The following is a 26,822-nucleotide window of genomic DNA, read 5'->3' on the forward strand; positions in this document are numbered from 1 at the left end:
GGTTCCTACGGGCGTCCGCCGTGGTGGACGTGCGCCAGGATCTGCCGGAGCAGGGCCGCGACGTGCGCGTCGTGGAGTTCGTAGATCACGCTGCGTCCGTCGCGGCGGCCGGTCACCAGGTCGAGGTGGCGCAGGAGCCGCAGATGGTTCGAGACGGTGGGCTGGCCGAGGTCGAGTGCCCCGGCCAGCTCGCCGACCGAGCAGGGGGCGTGCAGCAGGCGGGCGAGGATGCGGATCCGGGCCGGGGAGGCCAGGCCCTGAAGGACCTCGGCCACGGCGGCGGCGTCCGGTTCGGTGAGCGGTTCCGGTTCCATGCCGGTCACCTTAGATCAAGACATCAGGACGTCTCCAGGTTCATATATTTCAACATGCTGATATGTTGATGCCATGACTGAAGCCGAGAACGTGACCACGGGCGGTGGCGTGACCACCCACCGCCACGGATTCCTGGGCGAGCGCGCCGAGCTGGTCAGCGCCCTGCTCGCCCTCACCGTCTACCTCACGGGCCTCACTCTCCGGCTCACCGGCTACGGAGGCCCCGCCCCGCAGGCCCTCTTCATCGCGGCGTACGCCTTCGGCGGGTTCTTCACCCTCCGCGAGGCCCTGCTCGCCGTACGCGGCGGCCGCTTCCAGGTCGACTTCCTCATGCTCGTCGCCGCGGCCGGCGCCGCAGCGATCGGGCGATGGGAGGAGGGCGCCGTCCTGCTCGTCCTCTTCAGCCTCGGCCACGCCCTGGAGGGCTACGCCATGGGCCGGGCCCGCCGCTCCATCGAAGCGCTCGGCGCGCTGGCTCCGCGCACCGCCCTGGTGCGCCGGGGTGCGGGGGCGCCGGTGGAGGTCCCGGTCGAGGAGCTGGCCGTGGGTGACACCGTCGTCGTCCGGCCCCACACCGGCGTCCCCGCCGACGGTTTCGTCGCCGCGGGCACCAGCAGCGTCGACCAGTCGCCCATCACCGGCGAGAGCGTCCCCGCAGACAAGGCCCCCGTCGCCGACCGGGCCGCCGCCCTCGCCGACCCGGGCGCGGCCGGACCCGAGAGCCGCGTCTACGCCGGCACGGTCAACGGCTCCGGCGCCCTCGACCTCGTCGTCACCCGCCTCGCCGGGGAAAACACCCTGGCCAGGGTCGTCAAGCTGGTCCAGGACGCCGAGGAGCGCACCTCGCCGACCCAGCGGTTCACCGAGCGGTTCACGAGGTTCTTCGTACCGGGCGTCCTCGTACTCGTCGCCGTCCTGCTCGCCGTCGGCGCGCTCACCGGCGAGCCCTTCGCCGACACCTTCTACCGCGCCATGGCCGTCCTCGTCGCCGCCAGCCCCTGCGCCCTGGCCATCGCCACCCCGGCCGCCGTGCTCAGCGCCGTGGGCCGGGCGGCACGCGGGGGAGTACTGGTCAAGGGCGGTGCGCCGCTGGAGGAGTTCGGCCGGCTGCGGACCATCGCCTTCGACAAGACCGGCACCCTGACCGAGGGCCGGCCGCGCCTCACCGAGGTCGAGCCCCTCGACGCCGCCGGCCGCGAGGAGCTGCTGCGCACCGCCGTCGCCGCGCAGCGCCTCAGCGACCACCCCCTCGCGCAGGCCGTGGTCCGCGACGGCGCGGGACTCCTGCAGGGGGCCGCCGCCTCCGGGGCGGCCCCCTCCGAGGCGGGGAGCCTGCGGGCCGTCATCGGACGCGGAGTCGTCGCCGAGCTCGACGGGGAGGCCGTCCACATCGGCAGCCTCGCCTACGCGGACACCCTCGCGGGCCCGCCCGTACCGGCCCGGCTCCGCGACCGTACGGAGGAGCTCGCCCGGGCCGGCCGCACCACCATGCTGGTCCGCCGGGGCGACCGCTGGCTCGGCACGCTCGGCCTGATGGACGCCCCGCGCCCCGAAGCCGCCGCGGCGGTGGCCGCCCTGCGAGGGCTCGGGGTGCAGCGGACCGTGATGCTGTCGGGCGACGACCAGCGGGTGGCCGACGCGGTGGGCCGCGCGATCGGCATGGACGAGGTCCGGGGCGGCCTGCTGCCCGAGGACAAGGTCGCCGAGGTGACCCGGCTGCGCCGCACGGCCCGTACGGCGATGATCGGGGACGGCGTCAACGACGCCCCGGCCATGGCCGGGGCCACCGTCGGCGTGGCGATGGGCGCGGCCGGTTCGGCCGTGGCCCTGGAGACCGCGGACATCGCCCTGATGTCCGACGACCTGCGCAGGCTCCCCTTCATCACCGGCCTGAGCCGCCGCGCGAGCCGCGTCATCCGGCAGAACCTCTGGCTGAGCCTCGGCATCGTGGCCGTGCTCGTCCCGGCCACCGCACTGGGCCTCGGCATCGGCCCGGCGGTCCTGGTCCACGAGGGCTCCACCCTCGTGGTCGTCGCGAACGCGCTGCGCCTGCTGCGCTACGCCGACTGATCGGCGGCCGCCGTGCCCCCGCCGTCGAAGGCGTGGTCGAAGGCGTATTCCACCGAGGTGTCGCCGTAGCGGTGGGCGAAGGAGCCGGAGCCGGCGAGGCCGGCCAGGCCTCCGGTGCCCGAGCCCGGAACCACCGTGAAGCGGCAGTGGGTGCCGGTGGCGTCGAAGGTGCCGTGTTCCTCCAGGACGAAGACGCCTTCGCGGCCGTCGACGCTGCCGGTGACCAGCTCCATACCGGTGAAGGTGCCGGTGCTCTCCCCGGCGTAGGCCACGGTGTAGGTGCAGGTCGTCGCGGGGGCGGTGAGGACGCCGGTGAAGGCGTTGGTGACGGTGGCGCGGGCCAGTCGGGGGAAGACGCCTTCCGGGCCGACCGGGTGCTCCTCCCAGTCCTTGAAGGTGAAGCGGTTCGCCGTGGATGCGGGAGTCGTCGTGCTGGGGTGCGTGTGCGTCGGCGTGGGCACGGGGGCCTCCTGGTGTGGGTTGCGCGGGCCGTCGGCCCGTCCGTGCACAGCCTGGGCGGCGTACCTGACACCTCCTGTCAGGTATGCCGGACAATGACCGCATGCGCGCCGACCGGCTCCTCTCCCTCCTCCTGCTGCTCCAGAACCGCGGCCGGATGACCGCCCCCGAGCTCGCCGCCGAGCTGGAGGTCTCCGTCCGGACGGTGTACCGGGACGTCGAGGCGCTCGGCGCCTCCGGGATCCCCGTCCACGCCGAGCGCGGGCCGGCCGGTGGATTCCGGCTCGTCGACGGCTACCGGACCCGCCTCACCGGCCTGACGGACGTCCAGGCCGGCTCCCTGTTCCTCGCCGGCGCCCCCGGACCCGCCCGGGACCTCGGCCTCGGCGCGGACCTCACCGCCGCCCAGCTGAAACTCCAGGCCGCTCTCCCCGCCGAACTCGCCGACCGGGCCCGCCGGATCCAGCAGCGCTTCCACCTCGACGCGCCGGCCTGGTTCCGCGACGCCGACCCCGTACCGCACCTCGCGCAGATCGCCGAGGCGGTGTGGGAGCAGCGGATCCTGAGCACCCACTACCGCCGCTGGAGCGGCGCCGTCCACCGCCTGCTGTGCCCACTCGGACTCGTACTCAAGGGCGGCATCTGGTACTTGGCCGCCGCCCGGGCCGCGGAGGGGGTGGAGCCCGTGGAGGTGGTGCGGCCCGCGGTGGCCGCTCCCGCTCCCATGTCCGAGAGGACCGAGGGCGGCGTGCGGACCTACCGGGTGGGCCGGTTCCTCTCCGTGGAGACCCCCGGGCAGCGCTTCGAGCGTCCCGACGGGTTCGAACTCGCCGCGTACTGGGAGGAGTCCGCCCGCCGCCTGGAGGCGGCCACGCGCCGCCGGACCGCCGTCGTACGGCTCTCCCCGCACGCCCGGCGCCTGCTGCCGATGTGGTTCGGGGCGGCGGGCGTCCGCGCCCTGGCCACCGCGGGGCCGCCCGACGCGGAGGGCTGGGCGGAAGTGGAACTCGCCGTGGAGTCCGGCTCCGTGGCCGTCGGCGACCTGCTCCGTCTCGGCACGGACGCCGAGGTGCTCGGCCCGCCGGAGCTGCGCCGGGCCCTCGCGGACGCGGTGGCCGAACTGGCCGGTCGGTACCGATGAGAATCCGCTTGCGGCCTGCCCGGCGGCCCGGCGAGGATCCACGGCATGACGATGCGAAAGGGCGTTCTGCGCCCGGGGCCGTGAGCCCCCGACCGCCGGGTCCCGAGGGCCCGGCCGACTGTGTGGACGCCTGGCTCGAAGAGGCCGCGCAGGACCGTACGGGCCACGCCTACGGGGCGGCGCGCTCCGCGGTCCTCGATGCCGTACGCCGCGACGCCGACGGCCCCCGGGCGAGGCGGCTCGCCTCCCTGGCATCCGGCGCGCGGGGCGACGTACGGCTGTGGGTGCTCCGGCTGCTCACCGATCTGGCATCCGGCGCCGAGGACCGTACGGCCGCGGCCCGGACCGCGCTGCCCCTGCTGGACGACCCCGACCCGCCCGTGCGGCGGGCGGCCGCCTGGCTGCTCGCCGAAGCGGACCGGGCACGGGCCGAGGAGCTCCTGACCGCCCCCGGGGAAGGCCCGGGCGCACCCGACCCCGTCGCCCGCCTCGCGCTCGCCGAGGCCCTGCTCGTGCGGGGCGGGGACGGTCTCGCGGAGCGGCTGCGCACCGACGCCGATCCGGCGGTCAGACTGCGCGCCACCCCGGCTCCCGAAGGCGAAGCCGTCCTCGCGGACCTCGACGCCGCCGGGACGCGGATCGGCGGCCCCGGCAGCCGGGTGGCATGGCGGATCGGCACCGTGTGGGGGCTGGAGGCGCGCCGTTCCACCGACGAGAGCACCTGCCGCGCGCAGGTCGCCCGGCTCGCGGTCCGTCCGGCGCGGGCGGCCCGGGTCGCGGCCGTGGACCTCGCGGAGCAGGCGATGCGCCACTGGCGGGGGGCCCCGGCGGCCCTCGTACCGCACCTGCGGCCGTTGCTGGCGGACCCCTGGGCGGGGCCGGCCGCCGCACGCGTGCTCGGGGCCTCGCTGGAATCGGCCCGGATGTGCCGGGAGGAGCTGGCGGAGCCGGGCCCCGCCGGGTCGGCGGCGGCCACGCTGGGGCTGGCCCGGATCGGGGACGTACGGGCCCTGCCGGAGCTCTGCCGGATGCTCCGCGAGGGGGCGTGCGGGTGGGAGGCCGTGGAGGCCGCCGGGGGACTGGCCGGCGTACCCGGCACGGACCTCGCTCCGCTCGTGGCGGCAGCCGTGGCGGCCCTGGACCGGCCCGGGCCCCAGGAAGCGGAACGGGCGCTCGCCGTCCTCGGAGTGTGCGGAGCGGCCGCGGCCCCCGCGGTGCCGGTGCTGGTCCGGATGCTGGCGGGGCTGACGGCCGCACCGGCGTCCGGGCAGCCGGAGGACGGCGTACCCGCCCGGCGGGAGGTCCGCCTGGTGAGAAGCCTGATCGCCACCCTCGGAGCCGTCGGCCCGGCGGCGGCCCCCGCCCTCCCCCTGCTCGACACGCTGCCCGACAACGCCCCGGGCACCCGGGCCGGGCACACCGCCATGGCCCTGGTCCGGATCTCCGGGGAGCGCCGCCGGGCGGAAGCGGCCCTCGCCCGGCTGGGGGACGGTCCGCGCGATATCGCGCTGTCGGCCCGGCTGCTGGAGTGGCTGGCCGACAACGGCGGACTGGAGCCCCACCACCTGGCCCGCCTCAGGGAGAACGCGGCCGACGCGGACCGCGCGCACCCACGGCTCCTCGCGACCCTCTGGCTGCACGCCGGGGACGAGCCGACGGGAACGTCGCTCGACGCCTTCCTGGACCATGTGGTGCGCGACGGATTCGGCCCGTACGTCTGCCGGATCCTCGCAGCCCTGGGCCCCGCGGCCGCCCCGGCCCTGCCCACCCTGCGGGCGGCGGCGGAAGGACGCGTCCGCATCCCGATGTACCTCGGCGACCAGGACCAGGAGATGCGCGAGGACGAACGGCTGGCCGAAGCGCTACGGGACACCCTGCGGCGGATCGACGGGCTCCGGCCGGGAGGACCGGGCCCGGGCGGGGAGAAGGCCTGACCGGGACCGTGCTTCGGGCATTCCCCTCGGGCGAGTGTGCCCCGGCGCCGTGCGCGGCCGTACCGGATTTCGGGCCGGCCTCAGGGAGCCTGCGGCGGCTCGACCTCCAGGAAACGGCGGCGGCGGGGGCCGCGGTACAGCAGGCAGACCCAGCCCAGCCGTTCGAGGGCGGCCGCGCAGGCCGTGAGGCGTTCCTGCTCCTCCTCGGCCGCGCCGCCGCCCGCCGGGCCGACCCAGGTCACCTCGACGCGGCCGTCCCCGGACGTGGCGGGGCCCACCCGGTACCCGGTCCGGGTGCGCGGCCGCCCGTCCGGGTCCTGCGGATCCCGGGCCGAGGGCGGGAGGCCCGCCGCCTCCAGCACGAGGGCCACCGCGCGCGGCATCAGGCGCAGTTCCCACGGGGCGGGAACCCCGGCGCCCGACGGGCCGTTGACGAGCCGACGGATCTGCAACAGGCCTTCGTAGGCGGTACGCAGCTCCGCCGCCCGTGCCGCGGCGGAGAGCGCGGGGCCGTCGCCGTCGGCCGGTTCGAAGCCCTGCCCGGGTGTGTTCACGTACGGCTGCCCCCTGGTTCCGTGGTCCCCTGGTTCCGTCGTCCGGTCCGGACTGTTCCGGTGCGGTCCGCTTCTGAGTACCTCACACCCAACGACCTGAGTATCCGGCCCGATTCCCGGGACGGCCCCCGCTGATCGAATGGGGGCATGACCTCCGAGACCGTGACCGCCACCGTGACCGCCAGCGCGCGCACCGCGAGCCGCCCGCGCATGCAGCAGCACGTGACCACCGCCGGATCGGCTCTGGCCGTGGCCCTGGTCCCGCTCGTGGTCGGGGTCCTGGTCGCCAAAGGTCTCGCCGCGGACCCGCACGCGCCGGTCAACGCCCTGATCACCGGCGGCGGCCAGCGAGCCGGTCTGCCGCGGGCGGAATGGCGCCGCCGCGGCCACGCCACGATGCGCCGGCTGCGCACGGCCCGGCGCGGAACGGTGCGGGGCGCCGTACGGGGTCGCGCCTACGTGATGGGCGGCCGCTCCGTGACGGGCGGCCGCCCCGCCGGTAGCTGAGCCCGCAGCCAGGCTTCGGCGGCCTCCGGGGAGCGCAGCCGCACCACCCGCAGCGGAGCGAACCGCCCGTCGCGGGCCAGCCCGCCGATTTCCGCGCGCCGGGCCCCGTACTGGGACCAGGCCCACCATGCGGGGTGGTCGGCGAGCAGCCACTCGCGCCACCGCTCGCGATTGCCGCCGAACAGCCGCTCCCGCAGCAGGCTCCGGCGCAGCGAGCGCACCAGCACCCGGCGCATGACGGTACGGCGCGGCTGGTCCAGCCACACCACGGTGTCGGCCCGCCGCCACAGCACCTCGCGCGCGGCCTGTGGCCCGTGGGAGTCGAGGATCCACCGGTCGCCCTCCGCGATCCGGGTCAGGTCGGCGACGTAGGACGGGCTGACGGCCCACCCCGGCCCGGAGAAGTGCAGCTCGTCCATCTCGTGGTAGGGCAGCGCGAGCAGCCGTCCCAACTCCCGGGCCAGGGTGGACTTGCCGGCTCCGCTGATGCCGACCACGAGGACGCGTTGCATCAGCGGAGCCTAACCGGTGGGGTGCCCCGCCTCAGGCGCCGAGCGGCTCCTGGAGTTCGGTGACCCACTGGTCCCGGTCCTCCGGACAGGCCAGGGAGACCTCGCGCGCGTAGCCGGCGGAGCGCTCCCCGTTCGCGTCGATCCACTGGGCCAGGGCCTGCGCGGTCGGCAGGACGGAGTCCATCGAGCCCCGGTGCACGACCGTCGCCGCCCGCTCGACGGCGGGCAGCACGACGATCCGTACCTCGCCCCCGAGGTCCTCCGCACGCACGGATGCGGCCACCGGCAGCCCGGCGTGGACCAGGACGGCGCCCGGCCGCTCCGTGTCGCCGGCGTCCTCGTAGTAGGCGATTCCCGGGGCGGTCGGCGTGACGCCGGCGGCCTCGACGCGGCGGCACAGCTCGTCGTAGAGCGGGCCGATGACCGGGCCGATGTCCTGCCCCTCGTAGCTGCCCGCGACCCCGCTCAACTCGGCGAGGCGGACGGGTGGAAGGCTCTTCACGACGATGTCGATGGAAGACATGGTTCCCTCGTTCTCGATGATCCGGAGCCTCGTCTCGACCTGGGTCAGCCGGGCCGCCGCTGCGGCCATGGCCGACTCCAGTTCCGCCTGCCGCAGCCGCAGCATGCCGCGCAGTTCCTCCGCACTCACCAGTTCGCCGAGTATCGACCCCACCTGTTCCAGGCTGAAGCCGAGCTCCTTGAGCGCGATGACACGGTTGAGGCGGGCGAGCTGCCCGGCCTCGTAGTAGCGGTAGCCGCTGGCGGGGTCGACACGGGCCGGGTGCAGCAGTCCGAGGGCGTCGTAGTGACGCAGCATGCGGACCGACACCCGGCCGTGCTTGGCGAAGTCTCCGATGGTGAACATGACGCCTTCCAGTGCAGGCCCTGACACGGTGTGAGAGTCAAGCGCGCCCAGAATATGCGGCCATCGGGCCAGGTCAGCGGCTCGGGTCAGCAGACCGGGTCAGCAGACCGGGAAGTGCCTCGGGCTGGCGGATCGGGCCGGCGGATCGGCTCAGCGGCTCGGTTCACCGGCCTGCCTGGCGGATGCAGAGATCCACGATGGATGGCGGCAGGGAACCTTCCGCGGCCGCGCACAGCTCGTCCGTGCGGGGCAGCGTCGGTCCGGGGGCGCGTGCGGGGCGCCCGGGCCGGGCGGCGGCCGTCTTGGGCGGGTGCGCGCGGCGCGGCGCGGCCGGCTTCGTGCGCGGTTCGGCCGCCTGGCGGGGGGCCTTGGCGGCGGGCCGGGCGTGTCCGGGTCGGCCGTCCCGGGCGGGGCCGTCCCGGCCGGCGCCGTCCTGATCGGCACCGTCCCGGTCTGCTTCGGCCCTCGCCGGGAGTCGACCGAGGGGCAGCGGCCCGGCGGGAAGTCCGACCGGATCGGCCGCGGGCGACGCGTCGCCCGGCCGGCCGAGCTCCGGAGCGTCGGCGGGCGGTACGGAGCCGCGCGCGGGCCCCTCGGCATCCCGCGGGCCGCCGACCGACACGCAGCCGGCGCTCGCGAGGAGGGCGACGAGGGAGAGGGGCAGGACCCGGCGCAACTGCATCGGACCACCATGCCGCACGGACCGGAGACCGGCTCCCGCGCTCGGGCACGGGAGCACGCGGACCACGGGGCGGGGAAGTGCCGTGGGCGCCGCCGGAACGGTTCTGTGGGGCCACTGTGATCGTTTCTGCCGCGACGGGAGGTTCACCGGTCCGGGAGACCGCGCACGTGGACGGGGGTGGACCTGGCGCGGAAATCCGGACAAGGTTCGGATGGGAACGACAGCGCGGATGCCGGGGGAGGCGCGACCCCCGGTGCTCCGCGGTGCCGTGCCGGCTCCCCGGAGGGCCCCGCCCGACCGGCGGGAACGCTCCGGCGGGCCGCCCGCTGCCCGCCCGCCTGCCTGCACCGTACGGAGTCCCGCCCCATGACCGAAGCCCCCGCGCCCGGCAACGAACCGAACGAACCACACGTACCGGAGCCCAAGCACCGGCCGGGCAACACCCACGCCCGCGCATCGGATTCCGGGCCGGCCGCGGTCCCGGACCGCGTGCCGGACGAGGCCGTCGCCGGATGGCGGGGGTGGGGAGCGGTGGGGGCGGTGGCGCTCGGGATCTTCTGCCTCATCACCTCCGAGCTGCTGCCCGTGGGCCTGCTCACCCCCGTGGGTGCCGATCTCGGTGTGTCCGACGGCACCGCCGGACTCATGGTCACCGTGCCGGGGCTGGTCGCGGGATTCTGCGCGCCCCTCGTCACCGTGGGCGCCGGCCGCCTCGACCGGCGGTGGGTGCTGGTCGTGCTGATCGCCCTGATGGCCGTCGCCAACCTGGTCGCCGCCGTGGCCCAGGGCTTCGGGGTGCTGCTGGCGGCCCGGCTGCTCGTAGGGGTCAGCGTCGGCGGGTTCTGGGCCATAGCCGGCGGCCTCGCCGTCCGTCTCGTCCCCGCGCACCAGGTCGGCCGGGCCACCGCGCTCGTCTTCGGCGGAGTCCCCACCGCCTCGGTCCTCGGCGTCCCCGCCGGAACCCTGCTCGGCGAACTCGGCGGCTGGCGCTTCGCCTTCGCGGCCGTGGGCGGGCTCGGAGTCCTCACCCTGGCGGCGCTGCTCCTGCTGCTCCCGCCGTTGCCGCCGACCCGGACCATCACCTTCGCCCAGCTCCCCGCCCTGCTGCGGCGCAACCGCGCGGTCCGGGCCGGGGTGGTCGTCACCTTCCTGGTGGTGACGGGGCAGTTCGCGGCCTACACCTTCGTACGGCCGATCCTGCAGGACGTGTCCGGGGTGAACGCCGCCTACGTGAGCACCCTCCTCCTCGGATACGGAGTCGCGGGCGTGGCGGGCAACTTCCTGGCGGGAGCGCGCGACCCGTACCGCACGCTGTTCACCGTGGGGGCCGCCCTCACGGTGATCCTGGCGTTGATCGCCCTGGTGCCGGGAGCGGTCGCCGGTACGGTGCTGCTGCTGGCCTGGGGGCTCGTGTACGGCGGGGTCTCGGTCAGCCTCCAGAGCTGGATGATCAAGGCCGCCCCGGACGACGCGGAGGCCGCCTCCTCGCTGATGGTGGCGATGTTCAACCTGGCGATCGCCGCGGGCGCGCTGTCCGGCGGCCTCGCCGTCGACGGCATCTCGGTGCCGGCGGCACCGCTGGCCGGAGCCGCCTTGATGGCCCTGGCCGCCGTCACCGTCCGGGTCACCTCGACGTCCCGCCCGGCCAGGCGGACAGTCACGGGATCGGGTGGGGGCGCGGGCTCGGGATCCGGATCGGGCCCGGGCGCGACCGCGTCGGCCGCCGTCACCGACCGCAACGCTTCACCGGCCGACCGGCGATAGACCAGCGGCGGTTCCCGGGCCGGGAGTTGGCCGTCCGCAATGCGGACGGCCGACCGCCCGGGCCCGACAGAGGAACGGCACCTCACAGGACGGTTCCGGTGAAGAGGGCATGCCCAGACCGGGCGGATGGGGTGGATCGGACATCCGGCTTGACCTGGGGCATCTCCTGGGGAAAGAGTGCGCCGGTCGAACACCGTCATCCGGACCGACCCTGCCCGCGACGTGCCGTGTTCCGGCCGCCCGTGCCGGGACGGTACCGGTCGCCCGACGGCGTAGGACCTGACCGGCCGGGTACGGGGGCCGACACCGCACCGCCGCGCCGGCCCCCGTACCCGCCGGGAGACAACCGTGTCCCCCTGACCCCGATGAGAGTGGGCTCGTGCCCGACGACGATCGCTTGCTCGTACGCCCCTACGTGGCACCCTCGGGCCCGCTGCCCGGTTCCTCCGCGCCCGCCTGGCCCGAGGAGTCGGGGCGGATGACCGTAACGACGCGCTTCGGGCCGCCCGCCGAGGCGCCCGGGCCTTCGCGCGTGCCCGTGGGGGAATCGGGTCCCGCGCAGCAGGCCGCTCCCGCGGTGGCCCCCGCGTCCGACCGGCGGGGCAGCCGCCTCCCGTTCCTCGGACTCGCCCTGCTGGCCCTCGGGGCGGCCGGGGCCCTCGCGTTCCTCCTGCGCAGCCCCGACCGGGAGCCGCCGCGCGCCGTGGCCCCGCCGGGCCTGTCCGTGCCGGTGCTCCCCGCACGCAGCCCGGGGGCGGACGAGGAGCCCACCCCGGCCGTGGAGTCCGTACGCCCGTCCGAGCCCGGATCCCCGTCCGCGACGGCTCCGACCGGTCCCGGTCAGCCCTCTGCCGGCCCGTCGGCGGGTCCGAGCCGGGACCCGAAGCCGACGGGTCCGACGGACCCGCCGGGCAGGCGCCCGACGCCGGGCGACGGCGGGACGCTGAGCCCGGGGGACCGCGGGGCCGAGGTGCGCGCCCTGCAGGAACGGCTCCACGCCCAGGGGTTCACGTACGTCTCCGTCACCGGGGTGTACGACGAGCAGACCCGGCGCGGTGTCCACCAGCTCCAGCAGAACAGGAGCATCGAGGGCGATCCGCCGGGCATCTACGGACCGGCCACTCGCGCGGCCTTCGCGACCGGAGGCTGACCCCTCATGGATCAAGCAGAGGTCCTGCTCGTGGGAGGGCGCGCGGGCGTCGGCAAGACGACCGTGGGATGGGAGGTATCGGCGCGTCTGCGCGCGGCGATGGTCGCGCACTGCGTCATCGAAGGCGACTTCATGGGGCAGGCGCATCCCGCTCCGGAGGGGGACCCCCGCCGCAGGAAGATCGCCGAGCGCAACCTCACGGCACTCTGGTCGAACTACGCCGAACTCGGCTACCGCCGCCTGATCTACACGCACACCGTGAGCGTTCTGGCCGAGAACGAGGGCATGTTCCGGCGGGCCGTGGGTCCGCACGGCCGGATCGTGCGGGTGGTGCTCACCGCCTCCGACGCCACCACCCGCGAGCGGCTGACCGGTCGGGAACTGGGCTCGGAGCTGGAGTCCGAGCTGGAGAGCAGCGCCCGCAAGGCACGGATCCTGGATGAGCGGACGCCCCCCCGGCACGGTGCACGTGGCGACCGACGGACGATCCGTGGCCGACATCGCGCGCGAGGTGCTGGGCGCCACCGACTGGCTGCCCAGCACCTCTGGTGAGGGGATGGCCGGGGAGTGGGACGGGTCCGTTCAGCGCCCGCCGGCGACGCGCAGGACCGTACCGGTCGTGTACGCGGCGTCCGGGGACAGCAGCCAGGCGATGGCCGAGGCCACCTCCGCCGGCTGCCCGGCCCGGCCGAGCGGGATCTCGGCGGCCGCGAGCGCGGGGCGGTCGGGGTCCCCCATGGCGGCGTGCATGTCGGTGTCGATGATGCCGGGGGCCACGGCGTTGACCCGGATCCCGTCCGGGCCCAGCTCCTTGGCGAGACCCAGGGTCAGGGTGTCGGTGGCGGCCTTGGTCGCGGCGTAGTGGACGTAGCGGCCGGGACTGCCGAGGGTGGCGGCCGCGGAGGAGACGTTCACGATCGCCCCGCCGCCCGACTCGGCCATGTCCCGGGCGGCCCGGCGGCAACAGAGCAGGTACCCGAGGAGGTTCACGTCCAGCACGCGGCGCAGGTCCTCGACCCGGATGTCGGCGAGCCGCCCCGGGGTGCCGGTCACTCCGGCGTTGTTGACCAGTCCGGTCACCGCACCGAGCTCGGCCCCGGCGATGTCGAAGAGCCGCTCCACACCGCACTCATCGGACGTGTCACCGCGCACGGTCACACACCGCGCGCCGGCCTCCCGTACCCGCTCGGCGGTGGCCTTGGCGGCCGCGTCGTCATGGAGGTAGCCGAGGACGAGATCGTGCCCGTCGGCGGCGAGCCGGACGCAGGTGGCGGCGCCGATGCCGCGACTGCCTCCCGTGACGATGGTGACCGGACGACGTGACATATGAGCCTCCTGCATGACGCATTACCCCGTGTCGTGCCCACACCTGGGATCGCCGCAGGCTAACACCGCGATACATATCGGTCGTCATGCCCAAGGGGCTCGCCGAAAAGGCCGCCCCGCACCCCGCACCCCGCACCCCCAACGAGCCGACGAGGACCTCGAGTCGTCATGAGCGGGAGGCGAGCGCCCGGTGCGCGGGCTCGCGGGCCGGGCGGCGGAGGTGGGGCTGTTCGCCGTCGGGGGCCGGTCGTAGCGCGGGTGCCTTGCCGCTCCGGGGGCGATCGGGGGGCTGGGTGGGGTGCGAGCGCGGGCGGCTACAGTGCCGCCATGGACGCAGCGAGCACGGCCACCGGTACCGGCACCGGCACGGCCCCGACCCTGGAGGACGTGGCCCGTGCCGCCGGGGTGTCCCGGGCCACGGTGTCCCGCGTGGTGAACGGGGTCCGCAACGTGGACCCCGCCATCCAGCAGGCGGTCCAGCGGGCCGTCGCCGCGACCGGGTACGTGCCCAACCGTGCGGCCCGCTCGCTGGTGACCCGGCGCTCGGGTGCGGTGGCGCTGGTGGTCTCGGGCGCGGGCGCGGACACCGGCCGGGTGTTCCAGGACCCCTTCTTCGGGCGCGTGGTGAGCGGGGTCGTACGGGCCCTGCGCCCGCGCGGTGTGCATCCGGTGCTGCTGTTCGCCGACGGGGAGGCGGACCGCGCGCAGGTGCTCGCGTACCTCGCTCAGGGCGGCGGAGACGGGGCGCTGCTCGTCACGACCGACGGCCACGACCCGCTGCCCGACCTGCTCGCGCGCTCCGGACTGCCCGCGGTGCTCTTCGCCCGTCCGGCGCCCGGGATCCCGCTGGACTGGGTCGACCTGCGCCACCGGGAGGGCGGGGCGCTGGCCGCGCGGCACCTCCTCGCCCGGGGCTGCCGGCGCCTCGTCGCGATCGGCGGGCCGGCGGACGTGCCGGCGAGCCGGGACCGGGTGGCGGGCTTCCGGGAGGCGCTGGCCGGAACGGCGGTACGGGTGGCCGAGGCGGACTTCACGCTGGACGGCGGCGAGCAGGCGATGCGCGCGCTGCTGGCCGAACGCCCGGACCTGGACGGGGTGTTCGCGGCGAACGACCTGATGGCCCAAGGGGCCTGTCTGGTGCTGCGCGAACACGGCCGCCGGATCCCGCAGGACGTCGCGGTGGTCGGCTTCGACGACTCCAACGCGGCGGTGGCGTCCAGGCCCCGCCTGACCACGGTCCGCCAGCCGGTGGAGGAGATGGCGGCGGAGATGGTCCGCCTCCTCCTCGACCGGGTGTCCGGCACGGCGGCGCCCGAACCGGTGGAGGTGCTCTTCGACCCCGAGCTGGTGGTCCGCGATTCGGCGTGAGCGCCGCAGTCGGCCCCGGTTCAGCAGTCGAAGGCCGACCAGCAGATGTCGCTGCGCAACCGCTGGTCGTCGAGCACGAGTTCGCGGATCGCCTCCGGGAGCTGGTCGCGCTGCCACCGGCACTCCCGGCGCCCCGCGGCCTCGCCCTCGCCTTCCGGTGCGGCGGCCCGTGCGGCCTTGATCGCGTAGGCGGCCGCGCCGAGCTCGTGCGCGGCGACGTGGGCCACGGCCCCGGCCTGGCCCGCGGCGTAGGCGGCGTGACGGGCCGCCCCGCGCAGGTCCCTGGCCGCGCCCATCGCATGGCCGCCCGCCGAGCGCGATCGGGTCATCGTGACCTCGCCGCGCACCCACGCGCGGGCGTGCTCGATCGCCTGACGCGGTCGCGGGTCCTCGGGCCGGGCCGACTCGAACAGGTCGAGGACGTGTTCCGCGCAGGATGCCGCCCACAGGGCGAGGAGGTGATGGTCCGCGTCGGTGAGGGTCCCGCCCCGGCGGATGGTCACGAAGCGGGGGTCCCGGATCTTCGGGAGGATCATGGTGGGTCTCCTTGGTCCGGTCGGCCGTCAGAGTACGCCGGGGAGGTCCGTGACCGCCCCGGCCTATCCCGGCGCTCCCCCCGTCCTACCCCCGCCCCGCCGCCGTCGCGGCGTCCCCGCGGGTCCGGAGGGACGTCTGCCAGCCCGGGGCTTCCGTCGCGGGCTCCGGTGGGGTGCGCCGGCCGCCCGTGGCGAAGAAGGCCGCCAGGGGAAGGGTGGCCGCGCCCACCGTGACCGCGTCCGGTCCCAGTGCGCCCAGGCCGATGGTGACCCGGGCCGCGGGGTGGCGCAGCGAGTAGCGCGTCGCGTGTTCCCGTACCGCCGGGAGGATGTGCGGGCCCAGCATCAGACCCGCCCAGCCGCCGATCAGGATCCGTTCCGGCTGGAAGAGGTTGATGACGTCCGACAGGCCCGCGCCCAGGTACTCCGCGGTCTCGTCGAGCACGTCGAGTGCGATCGCGTCCCCCGCGCCGGCCGCCGCCAGCAGCGCGGCCAGGGCGTCCTCCTCGTCCCCGGCGGCCGCGTCTGCGCCGCCGCCCCGCTCCGCCCACCGGGCCAGGAGCGACTCCGCTCCCGTGTAGGCCTCCAGGCAGCCCAGGGCCCCGCAGCGGCAGCGCCGCCCGCGGACCTGCACCGTCAGGTGGCCCCACTCCAGGGGTGCGCTCCCGGTCGCGGCGCCGTCCGGGGAACCGTCGGTGATCAGGCTCGCCCCGACGCCGGAGCCGAAGAGCACGACCACCGCGTCCCGGGCCCCGCGTCCCGCGCCGAACCACATCTCCGCCTGGCCGAGCGTGCGCGCCCCGTTGTCGATGATGTACGGGACTCCGGGCGGCACGGCTCCCGTCGCGCGCAGCAGCGCCTCCAGCGGGACCGCGTCCCAGCCGATGGTCTGCCCGTGGACCACGGTTCCGCCCGGCGCGTCGCGGTCGACGATGCCGGGTACGCCGATGCCGACTCCCAGGAGCCGGTCCGTCCCGACCCCCGCCTGCTCCAGGACGGAGGCGATCCCGCTCCGCACGTGGTCGACGATCGGGCCCACGTCGTAGCAGCCGCGCGGCTGCAACGGGAGTTCGGCGCGCGCCAGTTCGGTGAGGGTGAGGTCGAACAGCTCGACCCTGACACGGGTTTCGCCCACGTCGACGCCGATCATGTGCGCGCTGCCGGGAGCGACGCGCAGCAGCGTACGGGGGCGGCCGCCGTCGGAGTCGACGATGCCGGCCTCCTCCAGCAGTCCGTCCGTGACCAGTTCACCGACCACGTTGCTGACGGAACCCGAGCTCAGCCCGGTCGCGGGACCCAGTTCCTGCCGGCTCATGGGCCCGCCGAAGTACAACTGCTGCAGCACGATGCTGCGGTTGCCCCTTCGCAGGTCCCGCACCGTACGTCCACCGCGCCCCGTCGTCATGTGGCTCCTTCCGCCCTGACACCGATCGCAACATACCTTTGCGCGGCCCTCGGGCGCGACACTTTCCCGCCACTTAATTCACGTCCTGAATTAATAGCGCGGAGGAATGGGGCCGCCGCCCGCCCGGTGAGAGCCGGCTGCCGGCCCCCGGCCCCCGTGCGCCCCGCCCCGTCTCGGCCCTCCCCGAACCGCTCCGCCGCGCCGTGCCCGCCCCTCCTCCCGGGGCGGGCGCGGCTCCTCGTGGTGGGATGGGGGGCGGGGGGCACGCGACCGGCTCACGGAGAGGCGAGAGGTATGTCCGAGGACCAAGAGGGCACCATGCGGGCGATGACGTACGACACGTACGGCGGAGTGGAGGTGCTCTCCGAGGCCCGGATCCAGGTGCCCAAGGTCGGCCCCGGCGAGGTCCTCGTCCGGGTCCGTTGCGCCTCCGTCAACCCCGTCGACTGGAAGATCATGGCGGGCGGGCTCGACGGCCTGATGGACGTCGTTTACCCCGTCGTCCCCGGCTGGGACGTGGCCGGCACGGTCGAGTACGTGGGCATCGACACCCCCGAGTTCACCGCGGGCGACGAGGTCGTCGCCTACGCCCGCAAGGACTACGTCCACGGCGGCACCTTCGCCGAGTTCGTCACCGTGCCCGTACGGGCCCTCGCGCCCAAGCCCGCATCCCTGACCTGGCAGCAGGCCGCGGGGCTGCCACTGGCCGGCCTCACCGCGTACCAGCTGCTGACGCGCCTGGACACCGGCAAGGAGGACACCGTCCTCGTGCACGGAGCCGCGGGCGGCGTCGGCTCCCTGGGCGTGCAGATCGCCCGCGCGCTCGGGGCTCGCGTCATCGGCACGGCTTCCGCCCGCAACCACGACCGGCTGCGCGAGCTGGGATGCGAACCCGTCGAGTACGGCGACGGCCTCGCGGACCGGGTCCGTGCTCTGGCGCCCGACGGGGTCACCGTGGTCGCCGACTTCGTCGGGGGAGTCCTCGACGCCACCCTTGCGGTACTGGCCGAGGGCGGCCGGCACGCCTCCATCGCCGACCACACGGTGCTCGGAGCCGGAGGCCAGTGGATGTGGGTACGGCCCGTCGGCGCCGACCTCGCCGAGCTGGGCCGGCTGGCCGACGCCGGTCAGCTCACCGTCACCGTCGCCGAGACCTTCCCGCTCGCCGAACTGGCGGCCGCCTTCGAGCTGAGCCGCGAGGGGCACACGGCCGGGAAGATCGTCCTGGAGGTCTGAGTCCTCCGGAGCCCTCCGGAGTCCTCCGGCACACGACCGCGCGCCGCCCGGATCGGTTCCGGGCGGCGCGCGGGGTGTGCGGGGTGTGCGGGGTGCGTCGGGGCGTCGCCCGGGATCAGGCGTAGACGTCGAAGTGGAACGTCGACGCCGTCGTGGTCCGGTTCAGTGCCACGTTCGTGCCCGACACCGGTGGCGGGACCACCTTCACCGAGCGCTGCTCGACGCCGACGATGCCGCGGCCGTCCTTGGCCTTGACGTAGGGCTTCCACGTGCCGGTCTTCGTGGGAGCGGTGACCTTGGGCGTGCCGTTGCCCAGGTTCGTCGACGGCGCGGAGACGAGGCCGGCGCCCTACGGGAGGCGGCCGTCAGGGCCGAGAACGGTGCCGGCCTCCGGGTGGTACTGGTCGAAGCCGCGGTTGTTGCACTGCAGGCCGCCCTTGATGCACTGGTCGACCATGGCCTTCAGCGTGCGTTCGTCCCACGCGTTGAAGAAGTCGTAGTGGAAGGAGTGGCCGGATCCGCTGGCCAGCCTGACCTGCGACATGTCCCCGCTGACCGGGAAGGCCATCTTGAACTCGACCATCGGGACCGCGACCGGGTGGGAGGCGGGGCAGACGTTGTCGTTGTTGCCGGGCTTCGTGACCGGGTAGGCCATGTGAGCCTTGTGGTCCGGTACGTCGAGGTTCTTTCCGTCCCAGCAACTGGGCGACTGCATGCGGATGTTCAGCTGGCTGCCGGCCGGGCAGTTGGCCGGGAACTCGGTGTTCTTGAAGCTTTCACCGCACTCCCAGCCCTCGACCCAGCCCTTGTGCGCGCGGAACTCCGCCGCGGTCTGGGTCGGGCTGCCGACGAGGAACCGCAGACCCTTGGGGAAGGGGCGCACGCTCGTGTAGTCGGTGACCCCGGTCTTGTAGTAGATGACCTGGGGGCCGGTGGGCAGGACCTTCTGGCTGCCGTTGAAGAGCGTCGGCATCCAGTAGCCGGACAGGTCGCCGACCGCGGTGCAGGCCGTTCCTCCGGCACTCAGGGAAGCGGTGGTGCTGTTGGCGTTGGTGCCGGTGTTGCCCATGAAGGTGTGGTCGTGCGAGGCGCCGGGCCGGCCCGCGTACACGATCGGGTCGTCGGGCGCGGTCTTGGTGACCGCACAGTTGGCCTGGAACTCGTGGAAGTAGCGGTCCGGCGGGTTGTTCCAGGACGGGGTCACACCGGTGACCTGCGGAACGGCCGGGATGTACCCGTCGCCGTCGGGGTCGTCGCCCCCGGCGACCGCCTCCACGGCGGAGTGGTCCATGTTCATGTGCACGGTGCCCGAGTCGGGCGAGGCCTGCGCGGTGAGCGTGGCTGCGCCGAGACCGGCGGCCGCGGTCACGGCGATGGCCGCCGAGACCAGGAAGGCGGACAGGGTCCGCGGTCGGAGGTGCATGGTTCAGCTCCTTCTGGAGGGAGGGGGCAGAGGGCGCGAGGATGGGAGAGCGCTCTCTCGGTTGCCCCGGAAAACGCGGGGCGGCCGGTGGCCGCCCCGCGATCCGGGCGTCAGGGGGTGATCAGGGGAAAGAGACGACGGTGGAGGGGGTGGTCGAGGTGCCGGAGGTCGGCGCGCCCGTGTTGTTGATGACGTGCTCGTACTGGCCGTTGCCTCCGAGCGAGACCACGAGGATGTCGTGGAACTTCACGCCCGGCTTCACCGGGACCTGGAATCCGTGGTCCTGACGGATGGTCGGGTCGACGTTGTAGTAGCAGTAGCTGCCCAGGCCCCATCCCTCGTGGGTGTTGACCGAGTCGGCCACCTTGTAGGCGGCGAATCCCTTGACCGAACCGTTCTGGATCGCGGCCTGGTTGGGTGCGTCGTACGCCTTCTCGTTCTGGAAGAAGATCGTGCGGCCGCGCTCGCCGTTCCACTCCACGTCGTACTTGTTGAAGTGCTCGACGAACAGGCCGGTGGCCAGCACGTCGTCACCGTTGACGCGGAACCCGTAGTCGGAGCGGTTGGTCTCCCAGCCCACCCCGTCGCCGTGGTCGGCGCGCCAGATCCAGGTGTGGTCGACGATCGTGTCGTGGTTGTTGATCACCATGCCGGCCGTCGCCTTGCCGGCTCCGGCGCCGCCGACGCGGATGAACACGTCCTGGACGGTGGTCGGGTTCGCCGCGTGGTCCGTGGTGGTGCCGGCCGGGCCGACCTCCAGCAGGCTGGGGGAGTTGACCTGGCCCGCGTCGATCAGGAAACCGGCGAGCTTCACGCCGTCGACGTCGGCGACCTTCATCGCCGTCACCCCGTTGTCCGGGATGATGGTGGCGAGGCCGAGGCCCAGGACGACGGTGTCCGCACGGTTGACCTGGATGGTCTGGTTGACGTGGTAGACGCCCGGGGTGAAGAGCAGGTGCAGGCCCTGGGCCAGTGCCTGGTTCATCGTCGCGGCGCTCGTGCCGGGCTTGACCACGTAGAACTGGCTCAGCGGGACCGAGGTGCCCTGCGGGGCCCCGTTGCCCCAGGAAGTACCGCGCGCGTTGGTGCGCTTGGCCGGGACGAAGACCTTGTACTCGGAGCCGTCCAGGTAGAGGAAGGGCTTCTCGCGGGAGACAGGGGTGGTGTCGAGGGTGGTGTAGCGAGGCTCCGGGAAGCTCTGCGCGGGTGCGCCCTGGGTGCCGGAGAACACCTGGTTCCAGACGCTGTTGGACCAGCCGCCGATGGAGCTGTCACGGGTGTACCACTGCTGCTGCGAGTAGTTGCCGACCTGACCGTCGATCTTCGAGTCGGCGATGTAGCCGCCCGAGGCCCAGCCGTAGCCGTTCGGGGCCAGGTTGAGGCCGCCCTTGACGTGCATGCGGCGGAACGGGGCGGCCTGGGAGACGGCCCAGCGGTCGGTGCCGTTGACGGGGTTGAGGGCCAGGTTCTCGGCCGAACGCCAGAAGTTCTGGGTGGCGTTGCCACCGAACCAGCCCGCGTCCACGGTCACGTCGCCGTTGATGGTGGTGTCGTCCGGGCTCAGCCCGAGGCCGGAGATCGAGGTGTAGAACCCGAGCTGGGCGTTGAGGCCGTTGTAGGTACCCGGCTTGAAGAGGAACTGGTAGCGCCCGGAGCCGAACTGCGCCGACTCCTGCTGGGCGAAGACCTCGTCCAGCTTGGCCTGGATGTTCGGCGTGGACGGATCGAAGACGATCACGTTGGGGCCGAGGTCACCGCCGCCGGGGAGGGTCGGGCCGGTGCCGCCGGTGGTTCCGTAGACCTGGAACTCCCAGAGGGAGTAGCCGTATCCGGTCGTGCGCTGGGTGCCGTACACGCGGACGTAGCGGGCGTTGCCGGTGATGTCGTGGGTCTGGACCCCGCCGGCGGAGTTGGCCGTGGAGTAGGCCGTGGACCAGTTCGCGCCGTCCGTGGACAGCTCGACTCGGTACGCCTTCGCGGCGGCGGTCTCCCAGCGCAGGACGACCTGGCTCAGCTGGGCGGTGGCACCGAGGTCGACCTGTATCCATTGCGGATCGGTGAACTGGCTCGACCAGCGGGTGCCGTTGTTGCCGTCGACGGCGGCGGAGGCGGGGGTGCCGGCGCCCTCGATGGAGGAGGCGGTCGCGGGCTTGCCCTGGGAGAGGAGCGTGGGCGCGGCGGTCGCCGCGGTGCTCGGGAGGAGCACGAGGAAGGTCGCGATCAACGCGGCCGCCAGGGACGCGACGGTCAGCCGGGGCCGGCGCGGGGGACGACTCGCCCGGTGGGGAGGGTGGGAGGAGAGGAGGGGCATGCGGGGCTACTCCTGACGTCTTGGATCCGGGGGGATCGAAGCGTGAGTGAACTGCCCGGGGCCGGGGCCGTCAAGGGTTTGCACGTTCATGAACTGAAGATCCAACGACGTGTCAAACACGCATCAGGCCCGTGAACTTGGGGTTTCTTCAATCCTTGTGAAAAGTATTGACGAAAAAACTTCACAGGTCTCTACTGAGGCTCTGACCGCTCCGTCTCGCCGTGCCCGCTGTGGCGGGGCGGAGCTCCGGTCGGGAGCCCTCGCCGTGCGTTCGGAGAGTGGGGCCCGGTTGCCGGCTGGGCGCTGCCGTGCGTTCGTTACTTGTCGTCAGGAGAGGTCGGGAACGGTGCCGCAGTCCGCCCACGTCACCTCGGTTCCGGGGAGCTTCGCCGCCCAGGGAACGGCGAGCGCGGCCAGCGTGCTCGCGTCCGGTGGCGTGTGACCGAGACCGATCGCGTAGCGGGCCAGGGTCGCCGTCCGTTCGAAGGGCCGGGGCCAGGCATGGGCGTCCGCGAGGCCCGTCTCCGCCAGGGCGCCGAGCAGGGCGCGGAGCCGGCCGCGCGTGCGGCCGAGGTTGTCCTCGAAGTCGCCGGGCCGGGAACCCGTCACCGTGACCACGGCCCAGGCGGCGTGCCGGCGGTGCGGGGGCACGCCGCCGGTGACGGAGAGCCGCGCCGAGGGGCTCTCGTCCAGTGCCTCCCACGCGGCGAACAGCTCCCGCGTCAGCAGGTCCGCCGTCCCGGCGCCGACTTGGGTGGTGCAGCTACGCACCGGGGCGGAGGGGGTGAGCACCGTGACGCCGCCCTCGCCGGCACCCGGGTACGGGTCGGGTGTCAGGCTCACCGGGGTGCGCCAATCCCAGGCGGCCCAGGTGGCGAAGAAGGTGCGCAGCAGGGTGCCGGGGGAGAGGCCGGGGGCGGAGCGGACCGTGTGGGCGGCCAGCACGGACCAGGCGACTCCCGGCAGACCGCCGAAGGGCGCCGAGTCCAGACCACGGGACCGGGCCCAGGCCTTGACCTCGCGGGCCAGCCCCGCGAACGCCGCGTGCTCCGGGCCCACGAAGGCCCGTACCGCCTCGGCGTCGCTCACCGCACTCAGCGCCACCGCCGCGGCCTCGCCGAGCTCCGCCCGCCGGGCGACCGCCCGGTCCGGCGGCACCGGACCGGTGGCCACCACCACCAGGTCCACGTCCAGCCCGGCCGCGCGCAGCCGCAGGCCCGGCACCCGGGCGCCCGTCACCTCACGGAGCCGCTCCGCCTCGGGCAGGGCAGACGCCACCAACTCCCGCACCTCCGCCAGGGCGACGGCGCCGGGCAGGGCCGCGACCAGGTCCAGATCCGCATCGGGCAGCGCGCAGCCCATCCGACGCGAGCCGGCCAGGTGCACGACCCCCTCGGGGAGCGCCGCCGCGATCCGCGCCGCGAGGGCCGCGGCACCGGCCTCGGAGCGGGCCGCTGCACGGGCTCCCGCATCGGCGTCAGCGGATCCGGCCGTGGCATCGGCGCAGGCCCCGGCCTCTTCTTCGGGCCCGGGGCCGGTCGGCGAGGGGCTCGGGGGTTCCTGTGTCCAGGTGGTCCTTCCGGTGCCCAGTTCCACCGTTGCCCGGACCTTCATCGGGCCGTCGCCGCGCCGGGACAGTACGGCGAGGGAGTCCACGCGCGCCGACCGGCCGCCGCCGAGGCGCGCCGCGAACTCCCGCTCCGCGCGCCGGGGATCGGGACTGCGTCCCAGCGTCAGGTGGGGGGTGAACCCCTCGGCCCGGCCCCGGCAGCCCGGGAAGCGTGCCGCCAGCGCCCGCCGGAGCTCCTGCCACGGCGCGTCGCCGGCTGCCGCCGGGTCCAGCCACAGGGTCGGGCCGAAGCCTTGCACGCCCTGCAGCCGGGCTGTGAACGCGGCCGAATCGGCGGCGGCTTCGGCCAGCAGGGGCAGTGCCGCCTCGAAGGAGGACTCCGGTACGAAGCCGAAGAGCAGGTTCACGTGCGCCGGCCAGCGCTCCGCCTGCGGGTCGTGGGCGCGACGTACCGCCTCCACCGCCTCGTCTAGCGGCGCCAGCCACGCCACCGCCGTCCGTGCGGTGGCGTGGACGTCGAGTACCGCGTGGCCGTGGCCGCGTCCGTGGCCGTGTCCGTCACCCGTATCGTCTCCGTCGCCCGCAGGGCCGAAGTCCAGGGTGGCCTCGACCCCGTAGTGATCCGAGATGAACAGACCGTCCGCCGCCGCGGAGTCGCCGCGCAGGGCGGCCTCTGCCACGCGAACCCCCGCCGACCGCAACAGGATCCGGTCCAGGCGAGCCGCCCGGCCCGACAACGACCCGACCGCCGCTAGCGGATTGGCCACCGGATCGAAGGTGGGGGTCCCGTCCTGCACCCCGTGGACCTCGGTCCACGCGTCCCGCAGGCCCAGCGCCCCGGCCGGCCCCTCGGATCCCGACCGGCCGTCGTTGAAATCGCCGACCAGGGCCACGTCGGCGGCCTCGATCCCCGACAATCCTTGAGAGATCCGTGCCAGTTCGGCCGCGCGGCGGTCCTCGCCCCGCTCCGTGTGATCGCTCGTCAGATGGGTGGCCGCGACCACCAGCGGCCCGCCCGCCGTGTCCACGGTCACGGCGACGACCGCCTTGTGCGGACCCAGTGCGTGAACGCCCGCCTCCCGCACCGGAAGACGGCTCAGCACAAGCAGCCCGCTCTCCGCCACGTCCCGGCCGCGCGGGTCCGCGGCGACCGTGTACGCGGCCCTGACCCACGGTTCGGCGAGCAGCATGCCGAGCAGCTCGCGCTCCACTTCCTGGAGCGCGATGACATCGGCGTCGGCCGCCGCCAGGTCGGCCAGCAGCAACGGCCTGCGCCGGGCGGTGGCGATGCGCGGGGCGTCGTACCGGTCCCAGAGAGTGTTCCACGTCAACAGGCTTACGCGCGAAGGCTTCAGGGTGCGGGTGGCGACCTCGGGGGCCGCCCGCCAGGCGCCGTCACCGGAGGCGTCCCACGCGTACGGGGTCCGCGCGGTGAAGAACGGAGCCCGCAGCAGCCTCGGGTCGCCGACCCTCCCGGCCGCGGTGCTGTCGATGATGTCGACGCCCGTCGCCCGGTCCCACACCAGCTCGCCGTCCGCCTCCACGAACAGCACCCGGTGCCAGGGGATGTCGCCCCCGGGTACGAAGGAGGGCAGGGGGATCCGCTTCGGCGCCGCGCCGCGCTGCAGCAGGCCCAGCGTGAACCGGGCGGGATCGAAGCGGGGGTCCCAGCGGACCTGGTGGTAGAGCTCCTCGCTGGTGCGCATCAGCCCTCCCGCCGGGTCGCCGTACGGGCCGTCGCACGCATCGGCGCAGCGATCGCGCCCGCCGTGTCCTCGACGGCTCCGGTCGCCCCGATGTACCAGGTGCGGTGCGCCTCGCCCGGATACGGCGGAGCGAACCTGCGCAGCTGCGAGGTCAGCACCTGTTCCGGCACCGGGTGCGCGCGCGTGGAGTTGCGGCGCAGCAGCTCCGCCTCCTCGACCAGCAGCACCGCGTGGGTGACCAGCGCGTCCCGCCGCCGGGCGACCGTGCCCGCCAGCCCGCGCTGCTGTGCCGTGAGGGAGGTCGCGTCCCACACCACCGTGCCCCCTCGGCGCGCGGCCGAGGCGAGTGCGGCGTCCAGCCGGTCGAGGCCCTCGCGGAGCACGTCCGCGTTGTCCCGCTGGTCCGCCCGGGAACCCCTGGCGCCGCGCAGGTCGTCGAGGCTGATGCAGGCCTCGACCCCGGGCAGGTTCCGGGCGTAGGTGCTCTTCCCGCTGCCCGAAGGTCCGCAGAGCTGCACGAGCCGGGGGAAGGCGCCGCCGTCCCGCCAGCGCCAGGTCGCCGCGACCGCCTCCTCGGCGCCGGTCAGTCTGCCCTGCCCGTAGGCGTGGCGCGCTTCGGCCCAGCAGCGGTCGGCTGCGTCGGCATCGCGGCTGCCGCCGCCGTCGCTGCCGCTGCCGCTGCCGCCGTCATCGCCGCCGCCTATGCCGGCTGCGGCGAGGGCCTCCCGGAGTCCGGTCCGCAGCGGGTCCAGCGGCGCGGGCCCGAGCAGCCCCGCCTCCTCGGCGTGCAGCGCGGACCACTCCACGCATGCGTCGGCCCCGTCGCCCCGCTCGCCACCTTCGCCGGACCCGGGCGACCCGGGCGATCCACCAGGCCCGCCCGGCCCGGAGACCGCCCCCGCCAGTGCGTGCAGCACCCCCAGATCGGCGGCCTCCGCCATCCGTACGAGCCCCGCCCGCCGTTCCGTGTCCGGATACGGGAAGGGCCTGCGCAGCGCCGGGTAGAGCCCGACCAGGTCGGCGACCCGGCGTGCGGTGGCCATTCCGAGCGGCCCCGACGCCAGCCGGGATGCGAGCGCGGCGCGCGGTACGCCGTGCAGGGCCGCCGCGAGAACTCCGGCCAGCCGGTCCTCGCCGGACCTGCGCACGCTCAACCCGTCGATGCGGTCCGCCACTTCGCTGACCAGCTCCTCGACCCCCGCCGCCCCTACCGCAGGGTGCGCCCCCACCGCGCGGAGCAGCCCGGCCGTGTCCGGATCCGCTCCGGACCGGGCGTCCCAGAGGGCGGCCGCCGGACCGAGCCCGTTCACCACCACCTGGGCGTACATCCAGTGCGTGTCCGTCTGCACGTGCCCGCCCCGCACCCATTTGGCCACGCGACGGCCGAAGTCGGCGCGCTCGAAGCCGGCCGTCGTGCGCACGACGTACCCCTCCTGCCGCGTCGTGTCCAGCCGGAGGCGGCGCAGCGCCCGCTCGTCGAAGACGCCGCGCCACAGGACGCGCGGTCCCGGCACGCCGAGGCCGCGCAGGAAGAGCACCGTCCGGTCCCAGTCCAGGCAGTGGTCGCCGTCCCATACCGAGAACCCGTAGAACCACGAGTCGAGTTCCCCGTACGCAAGTGAATGCCGGGCGTAGACGTTCTCCCCGCACACCCGCCGGCCGGCGGGGATCCCCGGGCCGATACGACTCTGCAGGCCCTTCACCCAGGCCCGTGACGGATGATGGCCGGAATCGAGCGACCGTGCGTGCAGGCCGTCGGTGTAGAGGGTGGTGTTCTCGCCGTCGAGCTTCTCGGTGACCACGACCTCGCGCCCGGCGAACCCGGCCAGCATGCCGGGCCCGGTGGTCCGCACGTCGTCGGACGTCGCACCCGGGGACCAGGGCAGGTGCGGGGTCCGGGGGTAGTGCGTGCGCATGATCCGCTCCCTGCGGGCCGAGGCTGGTGCACGGTCACTCTAGGGAGGCGGAACGGGCCCGGAACAGCG

Annotated in this window: 21 protein-coding genes and 1 pseudogene; 9 read left to right on the forward strand and 13 right to left on the reverse strand. The window is 74.6% G+C overall.

The features are described from left to right. Nucleotides 1-5: 5 nt before the first annotated feature. Nucleotides 6-314 carry an ArsR/SmtB family transcription factor gene (locus tag ACFYM0_RS02160; protein ID WP_388495658.1) on the reverse strand — a complete coding sequence of 103 codons (309 nt, stop codon included), beginning with the start codon at nucleotides 312-314 and terminating at the stop codon, nucleotides 6-8. Between the two features lie 73 nt (nucleotides 315-387). On the opposite strand from ACFYM0_RS02160, the gene ACFYM0_RS02165 reads away from it, so the two are divergent. Next, entirely contained in the window at nucleotides 388-2,385 is a 1,998-nt protein-coding gene (locus tag ACFYM0_RS02165; RefSeq protein ID WP_388495660.1) for a heavy metal translocating P-type ATPase, read from the forward strand. Here ACFYM0_RS02165 and ACFYM0_RS02170 read toward each other — a convergent pair. Continuing rightward, nucleotides 2,373-2,846, reverse strand: a complete 474-nt coding sequence (locus ACFYM0_RS02170; RefSeq protein WP_388495662.1) for a DUF3224 domain-containing protein — start codon at nucleotides 2,844-2,846, stop codon at nucleotides 2,373-2,375. The genes ACFYM0_RS02165 and ACFYM0_RS02170 overlap by 13 nt on opposite strands. A 101-nt stretch (nucleotides 2,847-2,947) precedes the next feature. On the opposite strand from ACFYM0_RS02170, the gene ACFYM0_RS02175 reads away from it, so the two are divergent. Then, nucleotides 2,948-3,985: a helix-turn-helix transcriptional regulator gene (locus ACFYM0_RS02175; RefSeq protein ID WP_388495663.1), complete on the forward strand. Its 1,038-nt coding sequence runs from the start codon at nucleotides 2,948-2,950 to the stop codon at nucleotides 3,983-3,985. 80 nt (nucleotides 3,986-4,065) lie between these two features. Next, nucleotides 4,066-5,919 carry a hypothetical protein gene (locus ACFYM0_RS02180; protein ID WP_388495665.1) on the forward strand — a complete coding sequence of 618 codons (1,854 nt, stop codon included), beginning with the start codon at nucleotides 4,066-4,068 and terminating at the stop codon, nucleotides 5,917-5,919. A gap of 80 nt (nucleotides 5,920-5,999) precedes the next feature. Here the strand turns inward: ACFYM0_RS02180 and ACFYM0_RS02185 are convergent, their stop codons facing one another. Beyond that, entirely contained in the window at nucleotides 6,000-6,473 is a 474-nt protein-coding gene (locus ACFYM0_RS02185) for a hypothetical protein (protein ID WP_388495666.1), read from the reverse strand. A gap of 147 nt (nucleotides 6,474-6,620) precedes the next feature. On the opposite strand from ACFYM0_RS02185, the gene ACFYM0_RS02190 reads away from it, so the two are divergent. Next, the gene (locus ACFYM0_RS02190) at nucleotides 6,621-6,980 is read left to right on the forward strand and encodes a hypothetical protein (RefSeq protein WP_388495668.1); all 360 of its coding nucleotides are present in this window, start codon (nucleotides 6,621-6,623) and stop codon (nucleotides 6,978-6,980) included. Here ACFYM0_RS02190 and ACFYM0_RS02195 read toward each other — a convergent pair. The 3 genes from ACFYM0_RS02195 to ACFYM0_RS02205 form a co-directional block, all read right to left on the reverse strand. Next, complete coding sequence (locus ACFYM0_RS02195; RefSeq protein ID WP_388495670.1) at nucleotides 6,929-7,492, reverse strand: adenylate kinase; 564 nt, start codon at nucleotides 7,490-7,492, stop codon at nucleotides 6,929-6,931. The two genes, ACFYM0_RS02190 and ACFYM0_RS02195, sit on opposite strands and share 52 nt — an antisense overlap. 31 nt (nucleotides 7,493-7,523) lie before the next feature. Continuing rightward, on the reverse strand, nucleotides 7,524-8,360 hold the full coding sequence (locus ACFYM0_RS02200) for a MerR family transcriptional regulator (RefSeq protein ID WP_388495672.1): 837 nt from the start codon (nucleotides 8,358-8,360) through the stop codon (nucleotides 7,524-7,526). A 163-nt stretch (nucleotides 8,361-8,523) separates the two neighbouring features. Continuing rightward, complete coding sequence (locus ACFYM0_RS02205; RefSeq protein ID WP_388495674.1) at nucleotides 8,524-9,042, reverse strand: hypothetical protein; 519 nt, start codon at nucleotides 9,040-9,042, stop codon at nucleotides 8,524-8,526. A gap of 366 nt (nucleotides 9,043-9,408) precedes the next feature. Here ACFYM0_RS02205 and ACFYM0_RS02210 point away from each other — a divergent pair, with 366 nt between their 5' ends. The 3 genes and pseudogenes from ACFYM0_RS02210 to ACFYM0_RS02220 all read left to right on the forward strand — a co-directional run. Next, nucleotides 9,409-10,806: an MFS transporter gene (locus ACFYM0_RS02210; RefSeq protein ID WP_388495675.1), complete on the forward strand. Its 1,398-nt coding sequence runs from the start codon at nucleotides 9,409-9,411 to the stop codon at nucleotides 10,804-10,806. Nucleotides 10,807-11,185: 379 nt separating this feature from the next. Continuing rightward, nucleotides 11,186-11,956, forward strand: coding sequence for a peptidoglycan-binding protein (locus ACFYM0_RS02215; RefSeq protein WP_388495676.1), 771 nt, complete (start codon nucleotides 11,186-11,188; stop codon nucleotides 11,954-11,956). A 6-nt stretch (nucleotides 11,957-11,962) separates the two neighbouring features. Beyond that, a pseudogene (locus ACFYM0_RS02220) lies at nucleotides 11,963-12,497 on the forward strand (hypothetical protein); the annotation flags it as partial. Between the two features lie 41 nt (nucleotides 12,498-12,538). Here ACFYM0_RS02220 and ACFYM0_RS02225 read toward each other — a convergent pair. Continuing rightward, nucleotides 12,539-13,282, reverse strand: a complete 744-nt coding sequence (locus tag ACFYM0_RS02225) for an SDR family NAD(P)-dependent oxidoreductase (protein ID WP_388495678.1) — start codon at nucleotides 13,280-13,282, stop codon at nucleotides 12,539-12,541. A gap of 327 nt (nucleotides 13,283-13,609) precedes the next feature. Here ACFYM0_RS02225 and ACFYM0_RS02230 point away from each other — a divergent pair, with 327 nt between their 5' ends. Next, the gene (locus ACFYM0_RS02230) at nucleotides 13,610-14,650 is read left to right on the forward strand and encodes a LacI family DNA-binding transcriptional regulator (protein ID WP_388495679.1); all 1,041 of its coding nucleotides are present in this window, start codon (nucleotides 13,610-13,612) and stop codon (nucleotides 14,648-14,650) included. A 20-nt stretch (nucleotides 14,651-14,670) separates the two neighbouring features. Here the strand turns inward: ACFYM0_RS02230 and ACFYM0_RS02235 are convergent, their stop codons facing one another. Beyond that, nucleotides 14,671-15,186: a putative immunity protein gene (locus ACFYM0_RS02235; RefSeq protein WP_388495681.1), complete on the reverse strand. Its 516-nt coding sequence runs from the start codon at nucleotides 15,184-15,186 to the stop codon at nucleotides 14,671-14,673. A gap of 85 nt (nucleotides 15,187-15,271) precedes the next feature. Then, nucleotides 15,272-16,591, reverse strand: coding sequence for an ROK family protein (locus tag ACFYM0_RS02240; protein WP_388495683.1), 1,320 nt, complete (start codon nucleotides 16,589-16,591; stop codon nucleotides 15,272-15,274). Between the two features lie 318 nt (nucleotides 16,592-16,909). Between ACFYM0_RS02240 and ACFYM0_RS02245 the strand changes: the two genes are divergently transcribed. Next, on the forward strand, nucleotides 16,910-17,827 hold the full coding sequence (locus ACFYM0_RS02245; protein ID WP_388495841.1) for an NADP-dependent oxidoreductase: 918 nt from the start codon (nucleotides 16,910-16,912) through the stop codon (nucleotides 17,825-17,827). A gap of 349 nt (nucleotides 17,828-18,176) precedes the next feature. Here the strand turns inward: ACFYM0_RS02245 and ACFYM0_RS02250 are convergent, their stop codons facing one another. The 4 genes from ACFYM0_RS02250 to ACFYM0_RS02265 all read right to left on the reverse strand — a co-directional run bounded on the left by ACFYM0_RS02250 (nucleotide 18,177) and on the right by ACFYM0_RS02265 (nucleotide 26,753). Continuing rightward, on the reverse strand, nucleotides 18,177-19,250 hold the full coding sequence (locus tag ACFYM0_RS02250; RefSeq protein WP_388495684.1) for a DUF1996 domain-containing protein: 1,074 nt from the start codon (nucleotides 19,248-19,250) through the stop codon (nucleotides 18,177-18,179). 121 nt (nucleotides 19,251-19,371) lie between these two features. Further along, a complete protein-coding gene (locus ACFYM0_RS02255) occupies nucleotides 19,372-21,561 on the reverse strand; it encodes a discoidin domain-containing protein (RefSeq protein ID WP_388495685.1) in 2,190 nt (729 codons plus the stop codon). A gap of 327 nt (nucleotides 21,562-21,888) precedes the next feature. Next, nucleotides 21,889-24,837 carry a poly(A) polymerase gene (locus ACFYM0_RS02260; RefSeq protein WP_388495687.1) on the reverse strand — a complete coding sequence of 983 codons (2,949 nt, stop codon included), beginning with the start codon at nucleotides 24,835-24,837 and terminating at the stop codon, nucleotides 21,889-21,891. Continuing rightward, nucleotides 24,837-26,753 carry an RNA ligase family protein gene (locus tag ACFYM0_RS02265; protein WP_388495688.1) on the reverse strand — a complete coding sequence of 639 codons (1,917 nt, stop codon included), beginning with the start codon at nucleotides 26,751-26,753 and terminating at the stop codon, nucleotides 24,837-24,839. Before ACFYM0_RS02265 ends, ACFYM0_RS02260 begins: the two co-directional genes overlap by 1 nt. Nucleotides 26,754-26,822: the final 69 nt, after the last annotated feature.

Source organism: Streptomyces sp. NPDC006487, assembly GCF_042870555.1.
GTDB lineage: Bacteria > Actinomycetota > Actinomycetes > Streptomycetales > Streptomycetaceae > Streptomyces.

What these genes read in the sequence shown, in the direction of transcription:
- ACFYM0_RS02160 (WP_388495658.1), bottom strand. Translation starts at nt 314, where the DNA reads ATGGAACCGGAACCGCTCACCGAACCGGACGCCGCCGCCGTGGCCGAG.
- ACFYM0_RS02165 (WP_388495660.1), top strand. Translation starts at nt 388, where the DNA reads ATGACTGAAGCCGAGAACGTGACCACGGGCGGTGGCGTGACCACCCAC.
- ACFYM0_RS02175 (WP_388495663.1), top strand. Translation starts at nt 2,948, where the DNA reads ATGCGCGCCGACCGGCTCCTCTCCCTCCTCCTGCTGCTCCAGAACCGC.
- ACFYM0_RS02190 (WP_388495668.1), top strand. Translation starts at nt 6,621, where the DNA reads ATGACCTCCGAGACCGTGACCGCCACCGTGACCGCCAGCGCGCGCACC.
- ACFYM0_RS02195 (WP_388495670.1), bottom strand. Translation starts at nt 7,492, where the DNA reads ATGCAACGCGTCCTCGTGGTCGGCATCAGCGGAGCCGGCAAGTCCACC.
- ACFYM0_RS02200 (WP_388495672.1), bottom strand. Translation starts at nt 8,360, where the DNA reads ATGTTCACCATCGGAGACTTCGCCAAGCACGGCCGGGTGTCGGTCCGC.
- ACFYM0_RS02205 (WP_388495674.1), bottom strand. Translation starts at nt 9,042, where the DNA reads ATGCAGTTGCGCCGGGTCCTGCCCCTCTCCCTCGTCGCCCTCCTCGCG.
- ACFYM0_RS02210 (WP_388495675.1), top strand. Translation starts at nt 9,409, where the DNA reads ATGACCGAAGCCCCCGCGCCCGGCAACGAACCGAACGAACCACACGTA.
- ACFYM0_RS02225 (WP_388495678.1), bottom strand. Translation starts at nt 13,282, where the DNA reads ATGTCACGTCGTCCGGTCACCATCGTCACGGGAGGCAGTCGCGGCATC.
- ACFYM0_RS02230 (WP_388495679.1), top strand. Translation starts at nt 13,610, where the DNA reads ATGGACGCAGCGAGCACGGCCACCGGTACCGGCACCGGCACGGCCCCG.
- ACFYM0_RS02235 (WP_388495681.1), bottom strand. Translation starts at nt 15,186, where the DNA reads ATGATCCTCCCGAAGATCCGGGACCCCCGCTTCGTGACCATCCGCCGG.
- ACFYM0_RS02240 (WP_388495683.1), bottom strand. Translation starts at nt 16,591, where the DNA reads ATGACGACGGGGCGCGGTGGACGTACGGTGCGGGACCTGCGAAGGGGC.
- ACFYM0_RS02245 (WP_388495841.1), top strand. Translation starts at nt 16,910, where the DNA reads ATGCGGGCGATGACGTACGACACGTACGGCGGAGTGGAGGTGCTCTCC.
- ACFYM0_RS02250 (WP_388495684.1), bottom strand. Translation starts at nt 19,250, where the DNA reads ATGCACCTCCGACCGCGGACCCTGTCCGCCTTCCTGGTCTCGGCGGCC.
- ACFYM0_RS02255 (WP_388495685.1), bottom strand. Translation starts at nt 21,561, where the DNA reads ATGCCCCTCCTCTCCTCCCACCCTCCCCACCGGGCGAGTCGTCCCCCG.
- ACFYM0_RS02260 (WP_388495687.1), bottom strand. Translation starts at nt 24,837, where the DNA reads ATGCGCACCAGCGAGGAGCTCTACCACCAGGTCCGCTGGGACCCCCGC.
- ACFYM0_RS02265 (WP_388495688.1), bottom strand. Translation starts at nt 26,753, where the DNA reads ATGCGCACGCACTACCCCCGGACCCCGCACCTGCCCTGGTCCCCGGGT.